Raw genomic sequence first — 16,428 nt, 5'->3', positions numbered from 1 at the left:
GCCGCAACTTCCTGGCCACCCTGCTGATCAGCCAGGGCGTGCCCATGATCAGCCACGGCGACGAGCTGGGCCGCACCCAGGGCGGCAACAACAACGTCTACTGCCAGGACAACGAGATCTCGTGGATCGACTGGTCCGCCATGGACGACTCGCTCGTGGCGTTCACCCGCGACCTGATCGCGCTGCGCCGTGACCACGCGGTGTTCCGCCGTCGCCACCACTTCGACGGTCGCCCCGCGGCCCGCGACGTCGAGGCGCCCCTGCCGGACATCGTGTGGCTCGAGCCGGACGCGACCGCCAAGACGGAGGACGACTGGGGCGCCGAGGCCCGGTCGATCGGCTTCTACCTCAACGGGCACATGCTCACCCGCGGGGACGAGGAAGGGGAGGAGCCCTACCGGGACTTCTACGTCCTCATGAACGCGTGGTGGGAGCCCGTGCCGTACACCCTGCCCGGGCCCACGTTCCCGGCGGAGTGGGAGGTCGTCGTGGACACCTCGTCCCACGTCGCCCCGGACGGCACCCGCCCCCGCGTGCGTGCCGGGGACGTGCTTGAGCTCCCGGCCCGCTCCACCGTCGTGCTGCGGCAGGTGCCCGAGGGCGCATGAACGAGCGGGTCGACCGGGGGCGCGTCCGCCGTGGCCTGCCGCGGTGGGCGCGGGCCCTCTGCGCCACCGTGGCCACCCTGGCGGCGCTGGCACTGGCCTTCGGCGCGGGGTGGGCCACGCACGCCGTGACGGACCCGCACCCGGACGACGCACCGCGTGTGGACGCCCTCCTCGTCCTCTACAGCCAGCCCCGCGTCTACGACGCCGCGATCGAGCTCGCCGCGTCCGGCCTCACCGACCGGCTCTTCGTCTCCGCGTACCTGGGGCCGGACGGGCACGAGAAGCTGTGCGGCGGCCCGGAGGAGCGCGACCCGCGGCTGGCCGGCGTCACCGTCGAGTGCTTCGCGCCCGATCCGGTGACCACCCAGGGCGAGGTCATCCACGCGGCCGACCGCATGGGCGAGCTGGGCCTGCACCACCTGGGCGTGCTCACCTTCCACCAGCACGTGGAGCGTGCGCGGCTGATCGTCGGCGTGGGGGTGGACGTGGTGGACGTCCCGCGGTTCCGGGCGCAGCTCGAGCGCACGCCGGCGCTGCGCGCACGCCTGTTCACCGAGGACGAGCGGGACCTGCCGCTGCGCTCGCTGGCCGCGCGCTTCGCCGCCAAGGAGGCGGTCGCCAAGGCCATGGGCGCCCCGCCCGGGATGATGTGGCACCACTGCTGGATCCCGCGCCCGGACCACGGCGACGGCCGCCCCACCGTGCACCTGACCGGCACCGTGCAGGCCCGGGCCGAGGCCCTGGGCATCACCCACTGGCACCTCTCCCTCAGTCATGACGGGGACGTCGCCACCGCCTACGTGGTCGCCGAACGCCGCGCGGCCGAGGAGGAGTCCGCATGACCGCCGATGACCTGACCCGCATCGCCGTGACCGGCTCGGCCGTGCGCACGGCCGAGGAGCCCCTGCTCGCGGCCGGGCGCGGCCCGGAGCTGATGCGCGCCGCCGCCTGGACCCTGGCCGAGCACGCCGCCGCCCTGCTGCGTGAGCGCGGCCCGGTGGCCGGGGCGACCGTGGCCGCCCTCGTCGGGCCCGGCAACAACGGCGGGGACGCGCTGTTCGCCCTCGCCTTCCTGCGCGGCCGGGGCGTGGCCGCGGTCGCCGTGCCCGTCCGCCGGGACGACGACGGCGCCCCGCGCTGGCACGCCGAGGGCTGGGCTGCGCTGCGAGCGGCCGGGGGACGCCGCGCCGACGCGGTGCCGCCCGAGGCCGCGCTCGTGGTGGACGGCGTGCTCGGCACGGGCTTCACCGGCGAGCATGAGCTGCCCGCTGCGGCGCGCGCGCTGCCGGCGGAGGCGCTCGTGCTGGCGTGCGACGTGCCCTCCGGCGTGGACGCGGACACCGGCGAGGTGCGGGGGGAGGCCCTCCGCGCGGACACGACCGTGACGTTCGGCGCCCTCAAGTCCGGTCTCGTCCTCGGGGAGGGGGCGGCGCGCGCGGGCACCGTGCACGTGGTGGACATCGGGCTGGGACCGCACCTGCCGACGTCGCCGGCCGCGCGGCTGGGCGTGATGGACGAGGCCGCCGCACGGACCGCCCACCCGGCCCCCGCGGCCGAGGCCCACAAGTACACGCGCGGCGTGGTGGCCGTCGTCGCCGGATCGGAGCGCTACCCGGGGGCCGCCGTGCTCGCGAGCGCGGGCGCGCTGCACACGGGCGCGGGCATGGTGCACCACGCCGGGCCGCAGACCACCCGGGACCTGGTGCTCGCCGCCCACCCCGAGGCGCTGGTCTCGGCGGAGGGGCCCGAGCCGTCGCGCGCGGACGCCTGGGTGGCCGGCCCCGGCCTGGACACCGAGCACGACGCGCGGCGGCGCTGGGCCGGCGTCCTCGCCGCGCTCGAGGAGCGGCCGGAGGCGGCCCTGGTCGCCGACGCCTCGGCCCTGGACCTGGTCACCGCCGCCGAGCTGCGGTCGCTGCGCGCGGCCGGCACGCCCGTGGTCCTGACGCCGCACGCCGGGGAGTGGTCCCGCCTGCGCGAGCGCGTCCCCGCGGACGGTGCCGACGCCGCCGACCCGCTCGCCGCGCTGCGGGCGTGGACGTCCGAACACGGCGCCACGGTCCTGTTCAAGGGCCCGCGCACCCTCGTGGTCGCCCCGGACGGCGAGGCGTGGGTCGTGACCGGCGGCGGGCCCGACCTCGCGATGGGCGGTACCGGCGACGTGCTCTCCGGGGCGATCGGCGCCGTCCTGGCCGCGGACGTGGCGCGGCGCTCGCGGGCGCGCCGGGCCGGGGAGGATCCGGGCCCGGCGCCCACGGCCCGGCTCGCGGCCGCCGCCGCCTGGCTGCATGCCCGGGCCGGGGCCGACCAGGCCCGCGCCGGGCGGATCACCACGGCCACGCTGCCGGCCGCGCTGGGCGCGCGCGTCGCGCGCCTGTGGTGGCCGGACGACGCCGAGCCGGAGGCCGTCCGATGAGCCGCGCCGACGTGGCCCCGGCGGACACCGAGCGCGCCGTACGCATCGACCTGGCGGCCGTCCGGCACAACGTGGGCGTGCTGCAGGAGCGGATCCGCCGCCCCGACGGCAGCCGGCCGCTGCTGACCGCCGTCGTCAAGGCCGACGCCTACGGCCACGGCGCGGTGGCCGTCGCCCGCGCCGCCGCGGCCGCCGGCGCGGACCGGCTCGGCGTGGCCCACGTGCGCGAGGCCCTGGCCCTGCGCGCGGCGGGGGTGCGCCTGCCCGTGCTCGCGTGGCTGCACACCGGGGCCACGGACTTCGCCGCCGCGGTGGAGGCGGAGGTGACCCTCGGCGTCTCGGGCTGGGACCTCGACGCCGTCGCCGACGCCGTCCGCGGGCTGCGGGCCCGCGGCGGGGCCGGACCCGAGGCCCGCGCGGTCCTGCACCTGAAGGCGGACACCGGCCTGGGCCGCCACGGCTGCACGCCCGAGCGGTGGCCCGCCTTCGTCGCGCGTGCCGCCGAGCTCGAGGCCGCGGGCCTCGTGCGGGTGGAGGGCGTGTTCTCCCACCTCGGCGTGGCGGACGAGCCGGACCGGGCCGCCGAGACCACGGCGCAGCTGCTGCGGTTCGAACGGATGGCCGCCGAGGCCGCCGAGACGCTCGGCCACCCACTGCTGCGGCACCTGGCCAACACGCCGGCCACCCTCGCCCGGCCGGACACGCACCTGGACATGGTGCGCGTCGGCCTGGGCCTGTACGGGCTCTCCCCGTTCGCGGACGTCACCGCCGCCGAGCTCGGGCTGCGCCCGGCCATGTCCCTCGTCACCGTCCTGGCCAACGTCAAGGCCGTCCCCGCCGGGCAGGGCGTGTCCTACGGGTTCCGCCACGTCACGGCGGAGCCCACCACGCTCGGGCTCGTGCCCGTCGGCTACGCCGACGGCGTCCCGCGCGTCGTCGAGGGCACGCGCGTCCACGTCGGCGGCCGGGCCGTCCCCGTGGTGGGCCGCATCGCGATGGACCAGTTCGTGGTGGACCTCGGCCCGGACGCCGCGGACGCGCCCGGCGACGCCGTCGAGCTGTTCGGACCGGCCTCCGGCATTCCGGTGGAGGAGTGGGCCGCGGCCGCCGGGACGATCAACTACGAGCTGGTGACCCGCATCGGGGGCCGCGTGGACCGGCAGCACGTGGACCCCACGCCGACCCAGGAGGCCCGCCCATGAGCGACCACGCGATCCCCGCCCCCGGCGCGACCCTGCCCGAGCCCGTGCTGACGGCGACGGTCCCGCTCGAGGGCGCCGACGGCACCCGGGCGTTCGGCCGCGCCCTCGCCGGGGTGCTCCGCGCCGGCGACGTGCTGATCCTCACGGGCGACCTCGGCGCGGGCAAGACGACCTTCACCCAGGGGCTGGCCAGCGGATTCGGCGTGGCCTCCGGCGTGGTCTCGCCGACGTTCGTCCTCTCCCGCGTCCACCCCGCCCCGGCCGACGCCCCGGCGGGCACCCCGGACCTCGTGCACGTGGACGCGTACCGGCTGCGCTCGGCGGGGGAGCTCACGGACCTCGACCTGGACGCGAGCGTCGACCGCTCCGTGACCGTCGTCGAGTGGGGCCGGGGCATGGCCGAGTCCCTCGCCGGGTTCCCCGAGGACCCGGACGCCTCGTGGCTGGACATCGAGATCGTCCGGGCCCGCGGGGGTGAGGACGCCCCCGCGGCCCCGGCGGGGGAGGGCGAGGACGGCATCGTCACCGACTTCTCCGACGAGGACGGAGGCCAGGCCGAGGAGCTGCGTTCGGCCGTCGTGACCGGCCGCGGCCCGCGCTGGGCCGGCGTCGTGCTTCCGTAGACTGGCGGCCATGGCCCTGCTCCTCGCGATCGACTCCTCCGCCGCCGCCTCCGTCGCCGTCCTGCGGGACGGTGAGGAGCTCGCGCGCTGGGCCACGGACGACACCCACGCCCACGCCGAGGTGCTCGCCCCCGCGGTGCAGACCGTGCTCGGCGAGGCCGGCGTCACCGGCACCGCGCTGGACGCGCTCGCGGTCGGTGTCGGCCCCGGACCCTTCACGGGGCTGCGCGCGGGCCTGGCGACGGCGGCCGCCCTCGGCCTGGCGTGGGACGTGCCCGTGCACGGGGTCCGCAGCCTCGACGCGCTCGCCCACGCGGCCGGCGTCGACGCCTTCCGCCACGGGATCGAGGAGTTCGTGGTCGCCACGGACGCCCGCCGCCGCGAGGTCTACTGGGCCCATTACGCGCAGGTCGGCGGGCAGCCGACGCTGCTGCACGGCCCCTTCGTCTCGCCGGCGGACGAGGTCACCCCGCTGCCCGTCTACGGCGCGGGGGCCGGGCTCTACCCCGAGGCGCTGCGCGCGGTGCCGGACTGGGAGTCGGCCACGCCGTCCGCCGTCGGGGTGGGGCAGGTGGCCGAGCTCGCCCTGCGGCGCGGCCGAGGCCTCGTGCCCGCCGAGCCGCTCTACCTGCGCGAGTCCGACGCCAAGGTCCCCGGCCCCCGCAAGCGGGCGGGCGCGTGAGCCCGGCCGAGCCGGCCCCGACCAGTGACGGGCGCCCCGTCGAGGATGAGCACGGGCTGCCGCCCGGGTACCTTCTGCGCCCCATGACCGTGTGGGACGTCCCCGAGGTGCTCGCCCACGAGGCCACGCTCTTCCCGCTCGACGCCTGGCCCGCGCACTTCTACGAGGAGGAGCTCGCCCAGACCGGCCCCGCCGGCGGACGGGACGCGCACGGCCGCCCGCCCACCCGGGACTACCGCGTGGTCGTCCGCGACGTGGCCGCGCCCGGTTCCGCGGACGACGACGGCCCCGCCCCCGGCGAGATCGTCGGCTACGGCGGGATCATGGTGGTCGGCGACGTCGCCGACGTGCAGACCGTGGGCACCGTCGCCGCGGCGCAGGGAAGGGGGATCGGCGCGGCCCAGCTGCGCTGGATGGCCGCGGAGGCCACGGTGCGCGGCGCGAGCGCCCTCATGCTCGAGGTCCGGGCCTCCAACGCCGCCGCCCGGCGCCTCTACGTGCGCCACGGATTCGAGGAGCTGCACGTGCGCCGCCGCTACTACCCGGGCGGCGAGGACGCCGTGATCATGCGCAAGGCCCTGTGACCGGGCCGCTCACTAGACTGGAGCCCATGCCCACCGCCACCGCAGCCCCCCTCGTGCTCGGCATCGAGTCCTCCTGCGACGAGACCGGCGTCGGCGTCGTCCGCGGCACCGCCCTGCTGGCCCACGAGGTCGCCTCCTCCGTGGAGGAGCACGTGCGCTTCGGCGGCGTGATCCCGGAGATCGCCGCCCGCGCGCACCTCGAGGCCCTCGTGCCCACGATCCGCCGCGCCCTGGACGCCGCCGACGTCACCCTCGAGGACCTCGACGCGATCGCCGTCACCTCCGGTCCGGGTCTGGCGGGCGCGCTCATGGTGGGGGTCGCGGGGGCGAAGGCGCTCGCCACGGCCCTCGGCACGCCCCTCTACGGCATCAACCACCTCGTGGCGCACGTGGGCGTCGGCATGCTGGACGGCGTGCGGCCCGCGCAGTGGGACGACCTGCCCGCGGACCTGGGTGCGCTGCTCGTCTCCGGCGGGCACACCGAGATCCTGCGCGTGGGCCGGATCAGCTCCGAGGTGGAACTGCTGGGCTCGACCATCGACGACGCGGCCGGCGAGGCGTACGACAAGGTCGCCCGGCTCATCGGGGCGGGCTACCCCGGGGGCCCCGTGATCGACCGGCTCGCCGCCCAGGGCGATCCGAGGGCCTTCCGCTTCCCGCGCGGGCTCACCGCGGGCAAGTTCGTCGGCAGCGCCGAGGAGCCCGGCCCGCACCGGCACGACTGGTCCTTCTCCGGGCTGAAGACCGCCGTCTCCCGCGCCGTGGAGCAGTTCGAGGCCCGCGGGCTCGAGGTGCCGCGCGCGGACATCGCCGCCTCCTTCCAGGAGGCCGTCGCGGACGTGATCACCGCCAAGGCCGTCCGCGCCTGCCGCGAGCACGGGCTCACCCACCTGATGCTCGGCGGCGGCGTCGCGGCGAACTCGCGCCTGCGCGCCCTGCTCGCCGACCGGTGCCGCTCCGCGGGCATCGAGCTGACCGTCCCGCCCGTGAACCTGTGCACCGACAACGGGGCGATGGTCGCCGCGCTCGGCGCACGCCTGGTGCGCGACGGCGTCGCCCCCTCCGACGCGTGGTTCGGCGCGGACCCGGGACAGCCGGTCGAGGTCGTCAGCGTCTGAGCGCGCCCGGCCCCTTGCCGCCACGCCCACACGTTCCGTAGACAGGGCCCATGACCGGCCATGAGCACCCCCGCCCCGAGTCCACCTCCGCCGCCGTGGACGAGCAGATGCTGGAGGACTTCCTCAATCAGCACCTGCTCGGCTCCCGCTCGGGCGTGAAGGCGTTCCGCGCCGCCGAGCAGACCTGGGCCGGCACCCCGCAGGAGGCCGCGCTGCGCCGCCTCGGCGACGCCGTCCAGGACGACCAGGACCGCCTCGAGGCGCTCATCGGCGAGCTGGGTCTCCGCACCCCCCTCGTGGACCGGGCCGCCGGCGCGGCGGCCGAGGTCGGCGGACGACTCAACCCCGTGAACGCGCTGCGCACGCGCGGCTCCGGCTGGACGCAGATCGAACTGGACCTGCTGCAGGGCATGCTCCAGGCCAAGTCCGCGATGTGGCACGTCCTCGAACAGCTCGCGCCGCAGCTGCCGGCGGTCGACGCCGCCGAGATGCACGCCCTGCGCCAGAGGGCCGCCGACCAGCAGCGCGAGATCCAGCGCATCACCTCCGCCACCCTCGAGGGACGGTTCCTCAACGGCTGAGGCCCGGGCTACTCCTCGCCCGTCTGATGCTCCCCGGACCGGCCACCGTGCACCTCGGCAGGCAGCTCGTCCACCGGGGCGACGACGACGTCCTGCAGCTTCCAGTCCAGGGCGGCGATCGCGTCCCGCAGCGCGCAGCAGCGGCCCACCGTCACGTCCGCCCCCTCGTGCGGCACCACGAACATCTCCACGTGGAACACGTGGCCCTCATCCCGGACGCGGGCGCCCGCATGGCGCACCCACGGCTCCGCCCAGGCGACCCGCTCAGCACGGTCGATGAGCGGGTGCGGCCGGGCGCCGTCGATCGTGGCGGCGCGGCGATCCGCCAGGTTCGTGACGGCCTCCTTGAGGTTCTTCCAGCCGTCCAGCACGATGCTCACGCCCACGAAGATCGCCGCAGCGGAGTCCGCCCACCACCAGCCCAGGCCGATGCCGGCCACGCCGACGATGGTCGCCACGCCCGTCTGCCAGTCCGCCTTGTTCATGTCCGCGTCCGCGTACAGCACGCGGTCGTGGAGCTGCTCGGCCAGCGTGAGCTTCTTGTGGCCGAGGATCATGGGCCCGGGCACGGACAGGGCCATCACGGCCATCATGAACCAGCCCTGCCACACGGTGTGCCCGAACAGGTCGAACGTGCCGATGGGCGGGTGCTCCGCCGTCACCAGGCCCAGCACGGAGTCGCCGACGAGGACCACGCCCATCACGGACAGGGCGACGGCGGCCACGAGGTGCCCCACCCCGACGGACCGGTGAGAGCCGTAGGGCCGGGCCCGCGTCGGGGCCATGCGGGCCACGCGCAGGGCGACGAGGAACACGATCGGTGGGATCAGGGAGAGCAGGTCCTCGATCCACGCGGCCCGCATGGCCTGCGAGGAGCCCATCACGATCGCCACGAGGACGATCGTGACCACGATCACCCCCAGCGTCGCCCATTCGAGCCGCTTGGCCTGCTGGACCACGCGCTCGATCTCCGGGGGCAGCTCCGTGGCGCCGAACCGGCGCCCGCTCGGCCCCGTCTCCCGGGTGTCCCGCCGCGTCATCGGGCCTCCTCCGCTGCGCGCTGGTCGAAGTACGCCTCGAGGGCCTTGAGCATCTGATTCTCACCCAGGGGCACGGCCATCACGAGCTTCACCGGCTCGCCGTCCGGGCCCTCCGCCTCGGCGTAGTCGCGGGTGATGCTCGCGTGCGACGTCCACGGGGACGCCGAGGTCAGGCCGCCGGCCACCAGGTCCATGTCGCCCTTCTCCAGCGCGGTCATGAGCGCCTCCTCCCCGGCCACGGTCCACTCGACGCGTGCGTCGTGCGCCGCCGCGAAGCCGCGGATCAGGTCGGGCTCGGGGCCGACGGGCTCGGCGCCCGAGGCGTCCACGTGGGGCGGGTGGTGCACGACGCCGGCGCGCAGCACCCCGCCCGTGACGCGGTCCAGGGTGCCGTCCGGGTCGGCGGGGTAGCCGGAGGAGGTGCAGGCGGTGAACCCGAGGGCGGCGCCCCCGAGCAGGCCCGCCAGGGCGGCCCGGCGGGTGATGGTCATCGTCCTCATTCCGTGGGCGAGTGCGAGCGGTGCCCGGCGTTGCCGAGGCCTTCGGCGCCGTCGAGATGGTCGAGCACGAGGCGGACCGCCTCCCGGGCGTCGGTGGTCTCGGACCAACCGGTCGCGGCGCGCAGGGCCGTGGTGTCCATGATGGGCACCGCTGCGGCCATGTCCACCCACCCCGGGTCGGTGGGCTGCAGCCGTGCCCGGTAGCTCAGCGCCGCGGCCGCGCGGAACAGGCCCACGGGCAGCTCCAGGATGCGGCGCGCCCCGAGGACGGTGCCCATGGTGTGCGCGTCCAGCACGGGGTCGGCGGCCACATTGAAGGCGCCGCCTGCCCGGTGGACGATCACGCGCCAGTACCCGTCCGCCACGTCCTGGGCCGTGAGCGCCTGGAATCGCAGGCCCCGCGGGAACGGAAGCACCGGAGTGCGCAGGCGGGCGACCAGCCGGGCGGGGACGAGGTCGCCCAGGAAGTAGTCCTTGATCTCGGGCCCGGCGGCGGACTGGAAGATCAGCCCGGGGCGCAGCCGGGTCACGAGCAGCTCAGGGTGCTCGGCCTGCACGCGGTCGAGGATCGACTCGACCTCGGCCTTCTGCGCGGCGTAGTGCGAGGTGGGGACCCCGGTGGTGGGATGGGACTCGGGCACGGCGCGGCCCTTCGGCCCGGGCCCGTACGCGCCCACCGAGGACGCGTAGACCAGGTGGGGCACGCCCGCCTCGGCCACGGCCCGGAACACCCGCTCGTTGCCGGCCACGTTGACGGCGCGCAGGTGGTCGCGGTCGCGGTTGGGGCGGATCACCCACACCAGGTCGACAACGGCGTCGGCGCCGGCCACGATCTCGCGCAGCCGCCCCGCCGCCGTGGGCTCCGCCACGTCCAGGCGGTGCCACTCGACGCCGTCGTAGGGCGCTCCGGCCCGGTCCGGGCCGCGCCGGCTCACGCCCACGATCGAGCTCACCTCGGCCGCGGCCTGGAGGCGGTGCAGGACAGCGGTGCCGACGTTGCCCGTCGCGCCCAGGACGACGATCCTCACGGCTTCAGGACCACCTTGATGCAGCCGTCCTCCTTCTTCTGGAACGTCTCATAGAGGGCGGGCGCGTCCTCGAGCGGGGCGGTGTGCGTGGCCAGGTCGAGCACGCCGAGGGGATCGGACGGGTCGTCGAGCAGGGGCAGCAGGTCGTCCACCCAGCGACGGACGTTGCACTGGCCCATCGTCAGGGTGACCTGCTTGTCGAACAGAGTGAGCATCGGCATCGGGTCCTTCATGCCGCCGTAGACCCCGGAGAGCGACACCGTGCCGCCGCGCCGGACCGCGTCGATCGCGGTGTGGAGGGCGCTCAGGCGGTCGACGCCGGCGGTCTTCATGGCCGCCCGGCCGAGCGCGTCGGGCAGCAGGCCCACGGCGGTGTGGGCCGCATGCCCCGCCGGGGAGGCGTGCGCCTCCATGCCGACCGCGTCCAGGACCGCGTCGGGGCCGCGGCCGCCGGTGCGCTCGCGGAGCACCTCGGCCTCGCCGCCGTCGGCGTCCAGGACCTCGATGCCGTGTCGGGCCGCCATCGCGCGGCGCTCGGGGACCGGGTCGACACCGATCACCCGGTACCCCAGGTGCACGCCGATGCGCGCCGCCAGCTGACCGATGGGGCCGAGGCCGAGCACCGCGAGCGTGCCGCCGTCGGGGACGTTCGCGTACTGGACCCCCTGCCAGGCGGTGGGGACGACGTCCGAGAGGAACAGCCACTGCTCATCCGGGCCGGTGTGCGGCACCTTCACGGGGCCGTAGTCCGCATGGGGCACGCGCAGCAGCTCGGCCTGCCCGCCCGGGACGGAGCCGTAGAGCCGAGAGTAGCCGAAGAGCGCGGCGCCGGAGCCCTGCTCCCGCACCTGGGTGGTCTCGCACTGGGACTGCAGCCCGCGCTCACACATCCAGCACCGACCGCAGGAGATGGTGAAGGGCACGACCACCCGGTCACCGGGCCGGATGTGGGTGACCTCGGACCCGACCTCGCGGACGATGCCCATCGGCTCGTGACCGATCACGTCCCCCGCGTCCATGAACGGCCCCAGGACCTCGTACAGATGCAGGTCCGACCCGCAGATGCCGGTCGACGTGACCTCGATGATCGCGTCCGTCGGCTCCTGGATCCGCGGATCCGGGACGTCCTCGACGGCGACGTTGCGCTTTCCCTGCCATGTGAGTGCTCGCATGGTGCGACCGTAGACGCGCCGGACGGGCCGGGGGAAGCATGGAGACGCGGCAGGGCCGCCACCTCGCCGGGGGAGCGGCCGCTCAGCCGGTGCGGCCGTCCAGCGACGCGCGGGTGCGGGCGGCGGCGTCCAGCACGACGGCGCGCAGCGGGGCCACCGCGTCATCCGCGTCCTCACCCGCGGCCGGCGGGCCGGCCAGGGCCTGTGCCTCCACGCGACGCTGACGCGCGGCGCCGCCGTCGTCGATCATCGCCTGGACGCCGGCGAGCTCCGCCGCGCAGCCCAGCCGCTCGGCGACCGGGGTCAGTCGCTCGATCTCCGCCGGCAGGTGCTCCGCCAGCGGGACCTGGGTGCCCCGGGCGTCCACGATCACGGTGGCGTCCATGCCGTACCGGGCGGCGCGCCACTTGTTCTCCTGCACGTGCCACGGCGGCAGGACCTCGACCGTCTCACCGCGCTCCAGGCTCGCGGACAGGTCATCCACGAGGCACTGCGTGTAGGCGGTCACGGCGGCGATCTCCTCGAGCGTGGCCAGGCCGTCGCACGCGCGCATCTCCACCGTGCCCAGGCGGGGCACGGCCCGCACGTCCCAGCGGCACTCGGTGACGTCCGCGATCATGCCCACCTGCTCCATCTGGGCCACGCAGCGCTCGAAGTCCTCCCACTCCTGGAACTGGAACGGCAGGCCGGCCGTGGGCAGCTGCTGGAACAGGAGGGTGCGCTGGGACTGGTAGCCCGTGTCCGTGCCCGCCCAGAAGGGGGAGGAGGCCGAGAGTGCGAGCAGGTGCGGCACGCGGTTGACCAGGCCGTTCACCACCGGCATGGCCTTGGAGACGTCATCCAGGCCCACGTGCACGTGCACGCCGAAGATCAGCAGCTGCCGACCCCAGTACTGGGTGAGATCCAGCATGCGGTCGTAGCGCTCACTGGGCGTCGAGGGCTGCGCGATCGCGTCCGCGAACGGGTGCGTGCCCTGGCAGAACAGGGAGATGCCCCGCGCAGCCGCGGCGTCGGCCACGCGCGCGGCGATCCGGCCGAGGTCCGCCGTCGCGGCGTCGACGCGCTCGTGCACACCCGTGACGAGTTCCACCGTGTTCTGCAGGAGCTCGCTGGTCATGTGCGGGTTCACGTCGTCCTCGGCGACGTAGAAGTCGGCGGGCAGGTAGACGATGTTGCCCTCCTTCACCGCGGTCACGTCCTGGAGGGCCTCGGAGCGCTCGATCAGCTCGGCGGCGGTGGCGTTCTCCTCGCCGATGGCGCCCCACGGCCGCCGCCTCGGAGGCGGACGCCACCGCCCTGACCCCCGTCCTCGAGCCGGAGGGCCGCGCGCTCCTCGACTCCCTCGCCGGGTACCGGGAGGCCGACGCGCTCGCGGTCTCCTCCCGCCTGCGTGCGGCCGGGCATCCGCCGGAGCGCGTGGCCGCCGCGCTGACCCAGGCCGCGCTGCGGTCCCGGGCGGAGGCCCGCCTCGGGCGGCAGGCGCGCCGGTTGCTGTTCACCCGCGACGGCCTGGAGCAGGCCACCCGCCCGCTGGTCGCGGGCCTGCACGCGGACCGGCTGGCGGCCGCGGGGGCCCGGTGCGTCGCCGACCTCGGCTGCGGTCTCGGCCTGGACGCGCGCGCCTTCGCCGACCGGGGCCTGGACGTCGTGGCGGTGGAGCGGGACGCCGTCGTCGCCGCGGCCGCCGAGGTGAACCTCGCCGGCCTCCGCGGTGCGCGTGTGGTGCACGGCGACGCCGTGGCCTGGGCCCGCGCCCACGTGCCCGCCGAGGCGGACGCGGTGTGGCTGGACCCCGCCCGCCGTCAGGTCGGCGGGGGCGGGTCCGCGCGCGTGTTCGACCCCGAGGCGTTCTCCCCGCCCCTGAGCGTCGTGACGGACATCGCCGCGACGGGCGTCCCGGTCGGTGTCAAGCTCGGCCCGGGGCTCCCGCACGAGGCCGTGCCGGCGGGCGCCGAGGCCGAGTGGGTGAGCGTCGACGGCGACGTCGTGGAGGCTGCCCTGTGGTTCAACGCGGCGGCCCGCCCCGGGGTGCGGCGGGCGGCGCGCGTCATGACCGTCCGGGGCGGGAAGACGACGACGGCGCAGCTCGTCTCCGGCGCGGACTTCGGCGACTCGCCCGAGGTCGAGGCCGTGGGGGAGGAGGGCATGGCGGGGCTCGTCGGCGCGGTCCTGCACGAGCCGGACGGCGCCGTCATCCGGGCCGGACTCGTGACGGACCTGGCCGCGTCCTGGCCCGTGCCGACGCGGCAGCTGGACCCCCACCTGGCCTACCTCGTCGCGCCCGAGCCGGTGCGGGACGGCCTGGCCCGCGCCCATCGGATCGAGGCGGTGCACGGCTTCCACCTGGCCTCCCTGCGGCGCTGGGCGAAGGAGACCGGGGTGGGCCGGCTGGACGTGAAGAAGCGGGGCATCCGCGAGACGCCCGAGGAGGTGCGTCGCGCCGTCCTCGGCGGGGCGAAGCCGGGCCGGCGTGGCGGGGCCGGACGGCACGCCACCCTCGTGCTGGCGCGCGTGGGTCGGTCGCGGTTCGCCCTCGAGGTGACGCCGTTGGACTGACGGGGCTCGAGGCCGCGGGCCCCGGGCGGCGGGAGCCGTCGAACCCCCGTTGGGGGATTACGGCACCCTCGTGTACGGTATTCGACTGAGGCAAGGCTCACCTCCACGGGAGCGCGCCCACCACCCCGACTGCTCATCCCGGGGCAGCCCCGCCGCCCAGAAGGAGAACCATGCCGCGTTCCGTCAGCGCCCCCCGCCTCGCCCGTCTCGCCCTGACCTCGGTGGCGGCCCTCGCCCTCGTCGGCTGCTCCGCCGGCGGCGCGGCCACGGGCTCGTCCTCCGCGAGCGCCTCCGGCGAGTCCTCGGCCTCCGCGAGCGCCGCCGGCGGCTCCTCGGCCGCCTCGGGCGGCATCGCGGCCGGGGTCACCGTCACCGACATGTCCGGCGCCGAGGTCACCCTGCCGGAGGAGGTCGACTCCGTCATCGCCACGGACAACCGCACCTTCCGCACGCTGGACGACTGGGGCGTCGAGCTGTCGGCCGCGCCGAAGCAGATCATGTACAAGGGCGAGGGCGGGCCCTCCTACCTCCAGGACGACTCGGTCGCCGACATCGGCAACCACCGGGAGCCGGACATGGAGCTGTTCGTCACCGCCGAGCCGGACGTCGTGTTCAACGGCCAGCGGTTCAACGAGCGCAAGGCCGAGATCGACGAGCTGACCGGCGACGCCGCCGTCGTGGACACGGACTTCGACGTCACGCAGACCCCCATGGACGAGGGCCTGAAGGAGCTGACCACCCTGCTGGGCGAGGCCACCGGCCACGAGGCCGATGCCGAGAAGCTCATCGCCGACTTCGACGCCGCCACCCAGCGCGCCAAGGACGCCTACGACCCCGAGCAGACCGTCATGGGCCTCATCGCCTCGGGCGGCGAACTGTCGTACGTCGCGCCCAGCACCGGTCGCGCCATCGGCCCGTTCTTCGACATGCTGGAGCTGACCCCGGCCCTCGAGCAGTCGGGCACCGACAACCACCAGGGCGACGACATCTCCGTCGAGGCCATCGCGAAGTCGAACCCGGACTGGCTGATCGTCATGGACCGCGACGCCGCCATCGGCGAGGAGAACGCCACCGCCGCCGAGCTGATCGAGCGCTCCGAGGCCCTCCAGGACGTGACCGCGGTGAAGGAGGGCAACATCGTCTACCTGCCCGCCGACTTCTACGTCGCCGAGGACATTCAGAACCACACCACCGTCATGGAGGACCTCGCGAAGGCCTTCGAAGGCGCGCAGTGACTCTCGACGTGCGTCACCACGTCGCCGACGCCCCGCCCCGGCTCGAGGAGCCGGGGCGGGGCGACCGCGTGTGCTGGGTCCCGCCCGCCGTCCTGCGGCCCGAGCGCACCCGCTGGCAGCGCACTTGGCCGCTGCTGGCCGGCATCGTGGTGACCGCGGTCCTCGTCGTGGTCTCGCTGTTCGTGGGCGTGTACGACGTCGGCGCGGAGGGCGGACGCGAGATGTTCGCCATCACGCGCGTGCCGCGCACGGTCGCCCTCGTGCTGGCCGGCGCCTCGATGGCGATGTGCGGGCTGATCATGCAGCTCATGACGCAGAACCGCTTCGTGGAGCCCAGCACCACGGGCACCACCGAGTGGGCCGGTCTCGGCTTGTTGGTGACCATGGTGCTCGTGCCGGGGGCGGGCCTGGTGACCCGGATGGCCGGGGCCATCCTCTTCGCCTTCGTCGGCACCCTCGTGTTCTTCCTCTTCCTGCGGCGTGTGCGCCTGCAGTCCTCCCTCATCGTGCCGATCGTGGGCATCATGCTCGGCGCCGTCGTGGGCGCCGCCTCGACGTTCCTCGCCCTCCAGACGGACATGCTGCAGCAGGTGGGCGCGTGGTTCGCGGGCTCGTTCACCTCCGTGGTCCGCGGCCGGTATGAGCTGCTCTTCCTCGTGCTGATCGTGTGCGTGGCGGTCTTCGTCATCGCGGACCGCTTCACCGTGGCCGGCCTCGGCAAGGACGTCGCCACGAACGTCGGCCTCAACTACGACGCCGTGATCCTCACCGGCGTGGCCATGGTGGCCGTGGCCACCGGGGTGGTCACCGTGGTGATCGGGGCCCTCCCGTTCCTGGGGCTCGTGGTCCCCAACCTCGTGTCCATGGTCCGTGGCGACAACCTGCGCACGAACCTGCCCTGGGTGGTCATGGTCGGCGTGTGGATCGTGATCGTCTGCGACCTGATCGGGCGCACCGTGATCGCCCCGTTCGAGGTGCCCATCTCGCTGATCCTGGGCCTCGTGGGCGCGATCGTGTTCCTCGCCCTGCTGCTGAGGCAGGCCAAGCATGGTTGAGCCGCTCGCGCCCGCCCCGGGTCGCATC

General features: G+C 75.4%; 16 protein-coding genes and 1 pseudogene. 12 read left to right on the top strand and 5 right to left on the bottom strand.

Annotated elements, in window-relative coordinates:
* The 9 genes and pseudogenes from J1M41_RS06350 to J1M41_RS06305 form a co-directional block, all read left to right on the top strand.
* Window positions 1-608 (top strand): annotated as a pseudogene (locus J1M41_RS06350) (glycogen debranching enzyme GlgX); the annotation flags it as partial.
* A gap of 461 nt (window positions 609-1,069) precedes the next feature.
* Entirely contained in the window at window positions 1,070-1,450 is a 381-nt protein-coding gene (locus tag J1M41_RS06340; protein ID WP_098094612.1) for a holo-ACP synthase, read from the top strand.
* The gene (locus J1M41_RS06335) at window positions 1,447-3,024 is read left to right on the top strand and encodes an NAD(P)H-hydrate dehydratase (protein WP_206451391.1); all 1,578 of its coding nucleotides are present in this window, start codon (window positions 1,447-1,449) and stop codon (window positions 3,022-3,024) included. The genes J1M41_RS06340 and J1M41_RS06335 overlap by 4 nt, the downstream gene beginning before the upstream one ends.
* Window positions 3,021-4,226, top strand: coding sequence for an alanine racemase (alr, locus tag J1M41_RS06330; RefSeq protein WP_098094617.1), 1,206 nt, complete (start codon window positions 3,021-3,023; stop codon window positions 4,224-4,226). The genes J1M41_RS06335 and alr overlap by 4 nt, the downstream gene beginning before the upstream one ends.
* Window positions 4,223-4,849: a tRNA (adenosine(37)-N6)-threonylcarbamoyltransferase complex ATPase subunit type 1 TsaE gene (gene tsaE, locus J1M41_RS06325; RefSeq protein WP_036315863.1), complete on the top strand. Its 627-nt coding sequence runs from the start codon at window positions 4,223-4,225 to the stop codon at window positions 4,847-4,849. The genes alr and tsaE overlap by 4 nt, the downstream gene beginning before the upstream one ends.
* A 10-nt stretch (window positions 4,850-4,859) precedes the next feature.
* Window positions 4,860-5,531, top strand: a complete 672-nt coding sequence (tsaB, locus tag J1M41_RS06320; RefSeq protein WP_036315870.1) for a tRNA (adenosine(37)-N6)-threonylcarbamoyltransferase complex dimerization subunit type 1 TsaB — start codon at window positions 4,860-4,862, stop codon at window positions 5,529-5,531.
* A complete protein-coding gene (locus J1M41_RS06315) occupies window positions 5,528-6,115 on the top strand; it encodes a GNAT family N-acetyltransferase (protein ID WP_049146663.1) in 588 nt (195 codons plus the stop codon). Before tsaB ends, J1M41_RS06315 begins: the two co-directional genes overlap by 4 nt.
* A gap of 26 nt (window positions 6,116-6,141) precedes the next feature.
* Window positions 6,142-7,233 carry a tRNA (adenosine(37)-N6)-threonylcarbamoyltransferase complex transferase subunit TsaD gene (gene tsaD, locus J1M41_RS06310; RefSeq protein ID WP_049146665.1) on the top strand — a complete coding sequence of 364 codons (1,092 nt, stop codon included), beginning with the start codon at window positions 6,142-6,144 and terminating at the stop codon, window positions 7,231-7,233.
* 50 nt (window positions 7,234-7,283) lie between these two features.
* A complete protein-coding gene (locus J1M41_RS06305; RefSeq protein WP_098094620.1) occupies window positions 7,284-7,814 on the top strand; it encodes a hypothetical protein in 531 nt (176 codons plus the stop codon).
* Window positions 7,815-7,822: 8 nt separating this feature from the next.
* Here J1M41_RS06305 and J1M41_RS06300 read toward each other — a convergent pair whose 3' ends face one another.
* The 5 genes from J1M41_RS06300 to J1M41_RS06280 all read right to left on the bottom strand — a co-directional run bounded on the left by J1M41_RS06300 (window position 7,823) and on the right by J1M41_RS06280 (window position 12,749).
* Complete coding sequence (locus J1M41_RS06300) at window positions 7,823-8,854, bottom strand: cation diffusion facilitator family transporter (protein ID WP_206451390.1); 1,032 nt, start codon at window positions 8,852-8,854, stop codon at window positions 7,823-7,825.
* Window positions 8,851-9,345: an ABC transporter substrate-binding protein gene (locus J1M41_RS06295; RefSeq protein ID WP_206451389.1), complete on the bottom strand. Its 495-nt coding sequence runs from the start codon at window positions 9,343-9,345 to the stop codon at window positions 8,851-8,853. Before J1M41_RS06295 ends, J1M41_RS06300 begins: the two co-directional genes overlap by 4 nt.
* Before the next feature lie 5 nt (window positions 9,346-9,350).
* Window positions 9,351-10,382, bottom strand: coding sequence for an NAD-dependent epimerase/dehydratase family protein (locus J1M41_RS06290; RefSeq protein WP_206451388.1), 1,032 nt, complete (start codon window positions 10,380-10,382; stop codon window positions 9,351-9,353).
* On the bottom strand, window positions 10,379-11,554 hold the full coding sequence (locus J1M41_RS06285) for a zinc-dependent alcohol dehydrogenase (protein WP_206451387.1): 1,176 nt from the start codon (window positions 11,552-11,554) through the stop codon (window positions 10,379-10,381). Before J1M41_RS06285 ends, J1M41_RS06290 begins: the two co-directional genes overlap by 4 nt.
* An 82-nt stretch (window positions 11,555-11,636) precedes the next feature.
* Window positions 11,637-12,749 (bottom strand): glutamate--cysteine ligase, encoded by a 1,113-nt coding sequence (locus J1M41_RS06280; protein WP_342214077.1) that lies wholly within the window; start codon window positions 12,747-12,749, stop codon window positions 11,637-11,639.
* 101 nt (window positions 12,750-12,850) lie between these two features.
* On the opposite strand from J1M41_RS06280, the gene J1M41_RS06275 reads away from it, so the two are divergent.
* The 3 genes from J1M41_RS06275 to J1M41_RS06265 all read left to right on the top strand — a co-directional run bounded on the left by J1M41_RS06275 (window position 12,851) and on the right by J1M41_RS06265 (window position 16,400).
* Window positions 12,851-14,110 carry an SAM-dependent methyltransferase gene (locus J1M41_RS06275; RefSeq protein WP_206451441.1) on the top strand — a complete coding sequence of 420 codons (1,260 nt, stop codon included), beginning with the start codon at window positions 12,851-12,853 and terminating at the stop codon, window positions 14,108-14,110.
* A gap of 170 nt (window positions 14,111-14,280) precedes the next feature.
* Window positions 14,281-15,345: a siderophore ABC transporter substrate-binding protein gene (locus tag J1M41_RS06270; RefSeq protein WP_102708506.1), complete on the top strand. Its 1,065-nt coding sequence runs from the start codon at window positions 14,281-14,283 to the stop codon at window positions 15,343-15,345.
* Window positions 15,342-16,400: an ABC transporter permease gene (locus J1M41_RS06265; RefSeq protein WP_098094637.1), complete on the top strand. Its 1,059-nt coding sequence runs from the start codon at window positions 15,342-15,344 to the stop codon at window positions 16,398-16,400. The genes J1M41_RS06270 and J1M41_RS06265 overlap by 4 nt, the downstream gene beginning before the upstream one ends.
* Window positions 16,401-16,428 lie beyond the last annotated feature (28 nt).

The sequence above is a fragment of the Micrococcus sp. KRD096 genome, from assembly GCF_017168495.1.
GTDB lineage: Bacteria > Actinomycetota > Actinomycetes > Actinomycetales > Micrococcaceae > Micrococcus > Micrococcus luteus.
The sequence above is the reverse complement of the archived record's forward strand: the minus strand, read 5'-3'. Positions and strand labels throughout refer to the sequence as shown.

Bases quoted from the DNA above. Each gene is read 5' to 3' on its own strand.
- J1M41_RS06335 (WP_206451391.1), top strand. From the start codon at position 1,447: ATGACCGCCGATGACCTGACCCGCATCGCCGTGACCGGCTCGGCCGTG.
- alr (WP_098094617.1), top strand. From the start codon at position 3,021: ATGAGCCGCGCCGACGTGGCCCCGGCGGACACCGAGCGCGCCGTACGC.
- tsaE (WP_036315863.1), top strand. From the start codon at position 4,223: ATGAGCGACCACGCGATCCCCGCCCCCGGCGCGACCCTGCCCGAGCCC.
- tsaB (WP_036315870.1), top strand. From the start codon at position 4,860: ATGGCCCTGCTCCTCGCGATCGACTCCTCCGCCGCCGCCTCCGTCGCC.
- tsaD (WP_049146665.1), top strand. From the start codon at position 6,142: ATGCCCACCGCCACCGCAGCCCCCCTCGTGCTCGGCATCGAGTCCTCC.
- J1M41_RS06305 (WP_098094620.1), top strand. From the start codon at position 7,284: ATGACCGGCCATGAGCACCCCCGCCCCGAGTCCACCTCCGCCGCCGTG.
- J1M41_RS06300 (WP_206451390.1), bottom strand. From the start codon at position 8,854: ATGACGCGGCGGGACACCCGGGAGACGGGGCCGAGCGGGCGCCGGTTC.
- J1M41_RS06295 (WP_206451389.1), bottom strand. From the start codon at position 9,345: ATGACCATCACCCGCCGGGCCGCCCTGGCGGGCCTGCTCGGGGGCGCC.
- J1M41_RS06285 (WP_206451387.1), bottom strand. From the start codon at position 11,554: ATGCGAGCACTCACATGGCAGGGAAAGCGCAACGTCGCCGTCGAGGAC.
- J1M41_RS06270 (WP_102708506.1), top strand. From the start codon at position 14,281: ATGCCGCGTTCCGTCAGCGCCCCCCGCCTCGCCCGTCTCGCCCTGACC.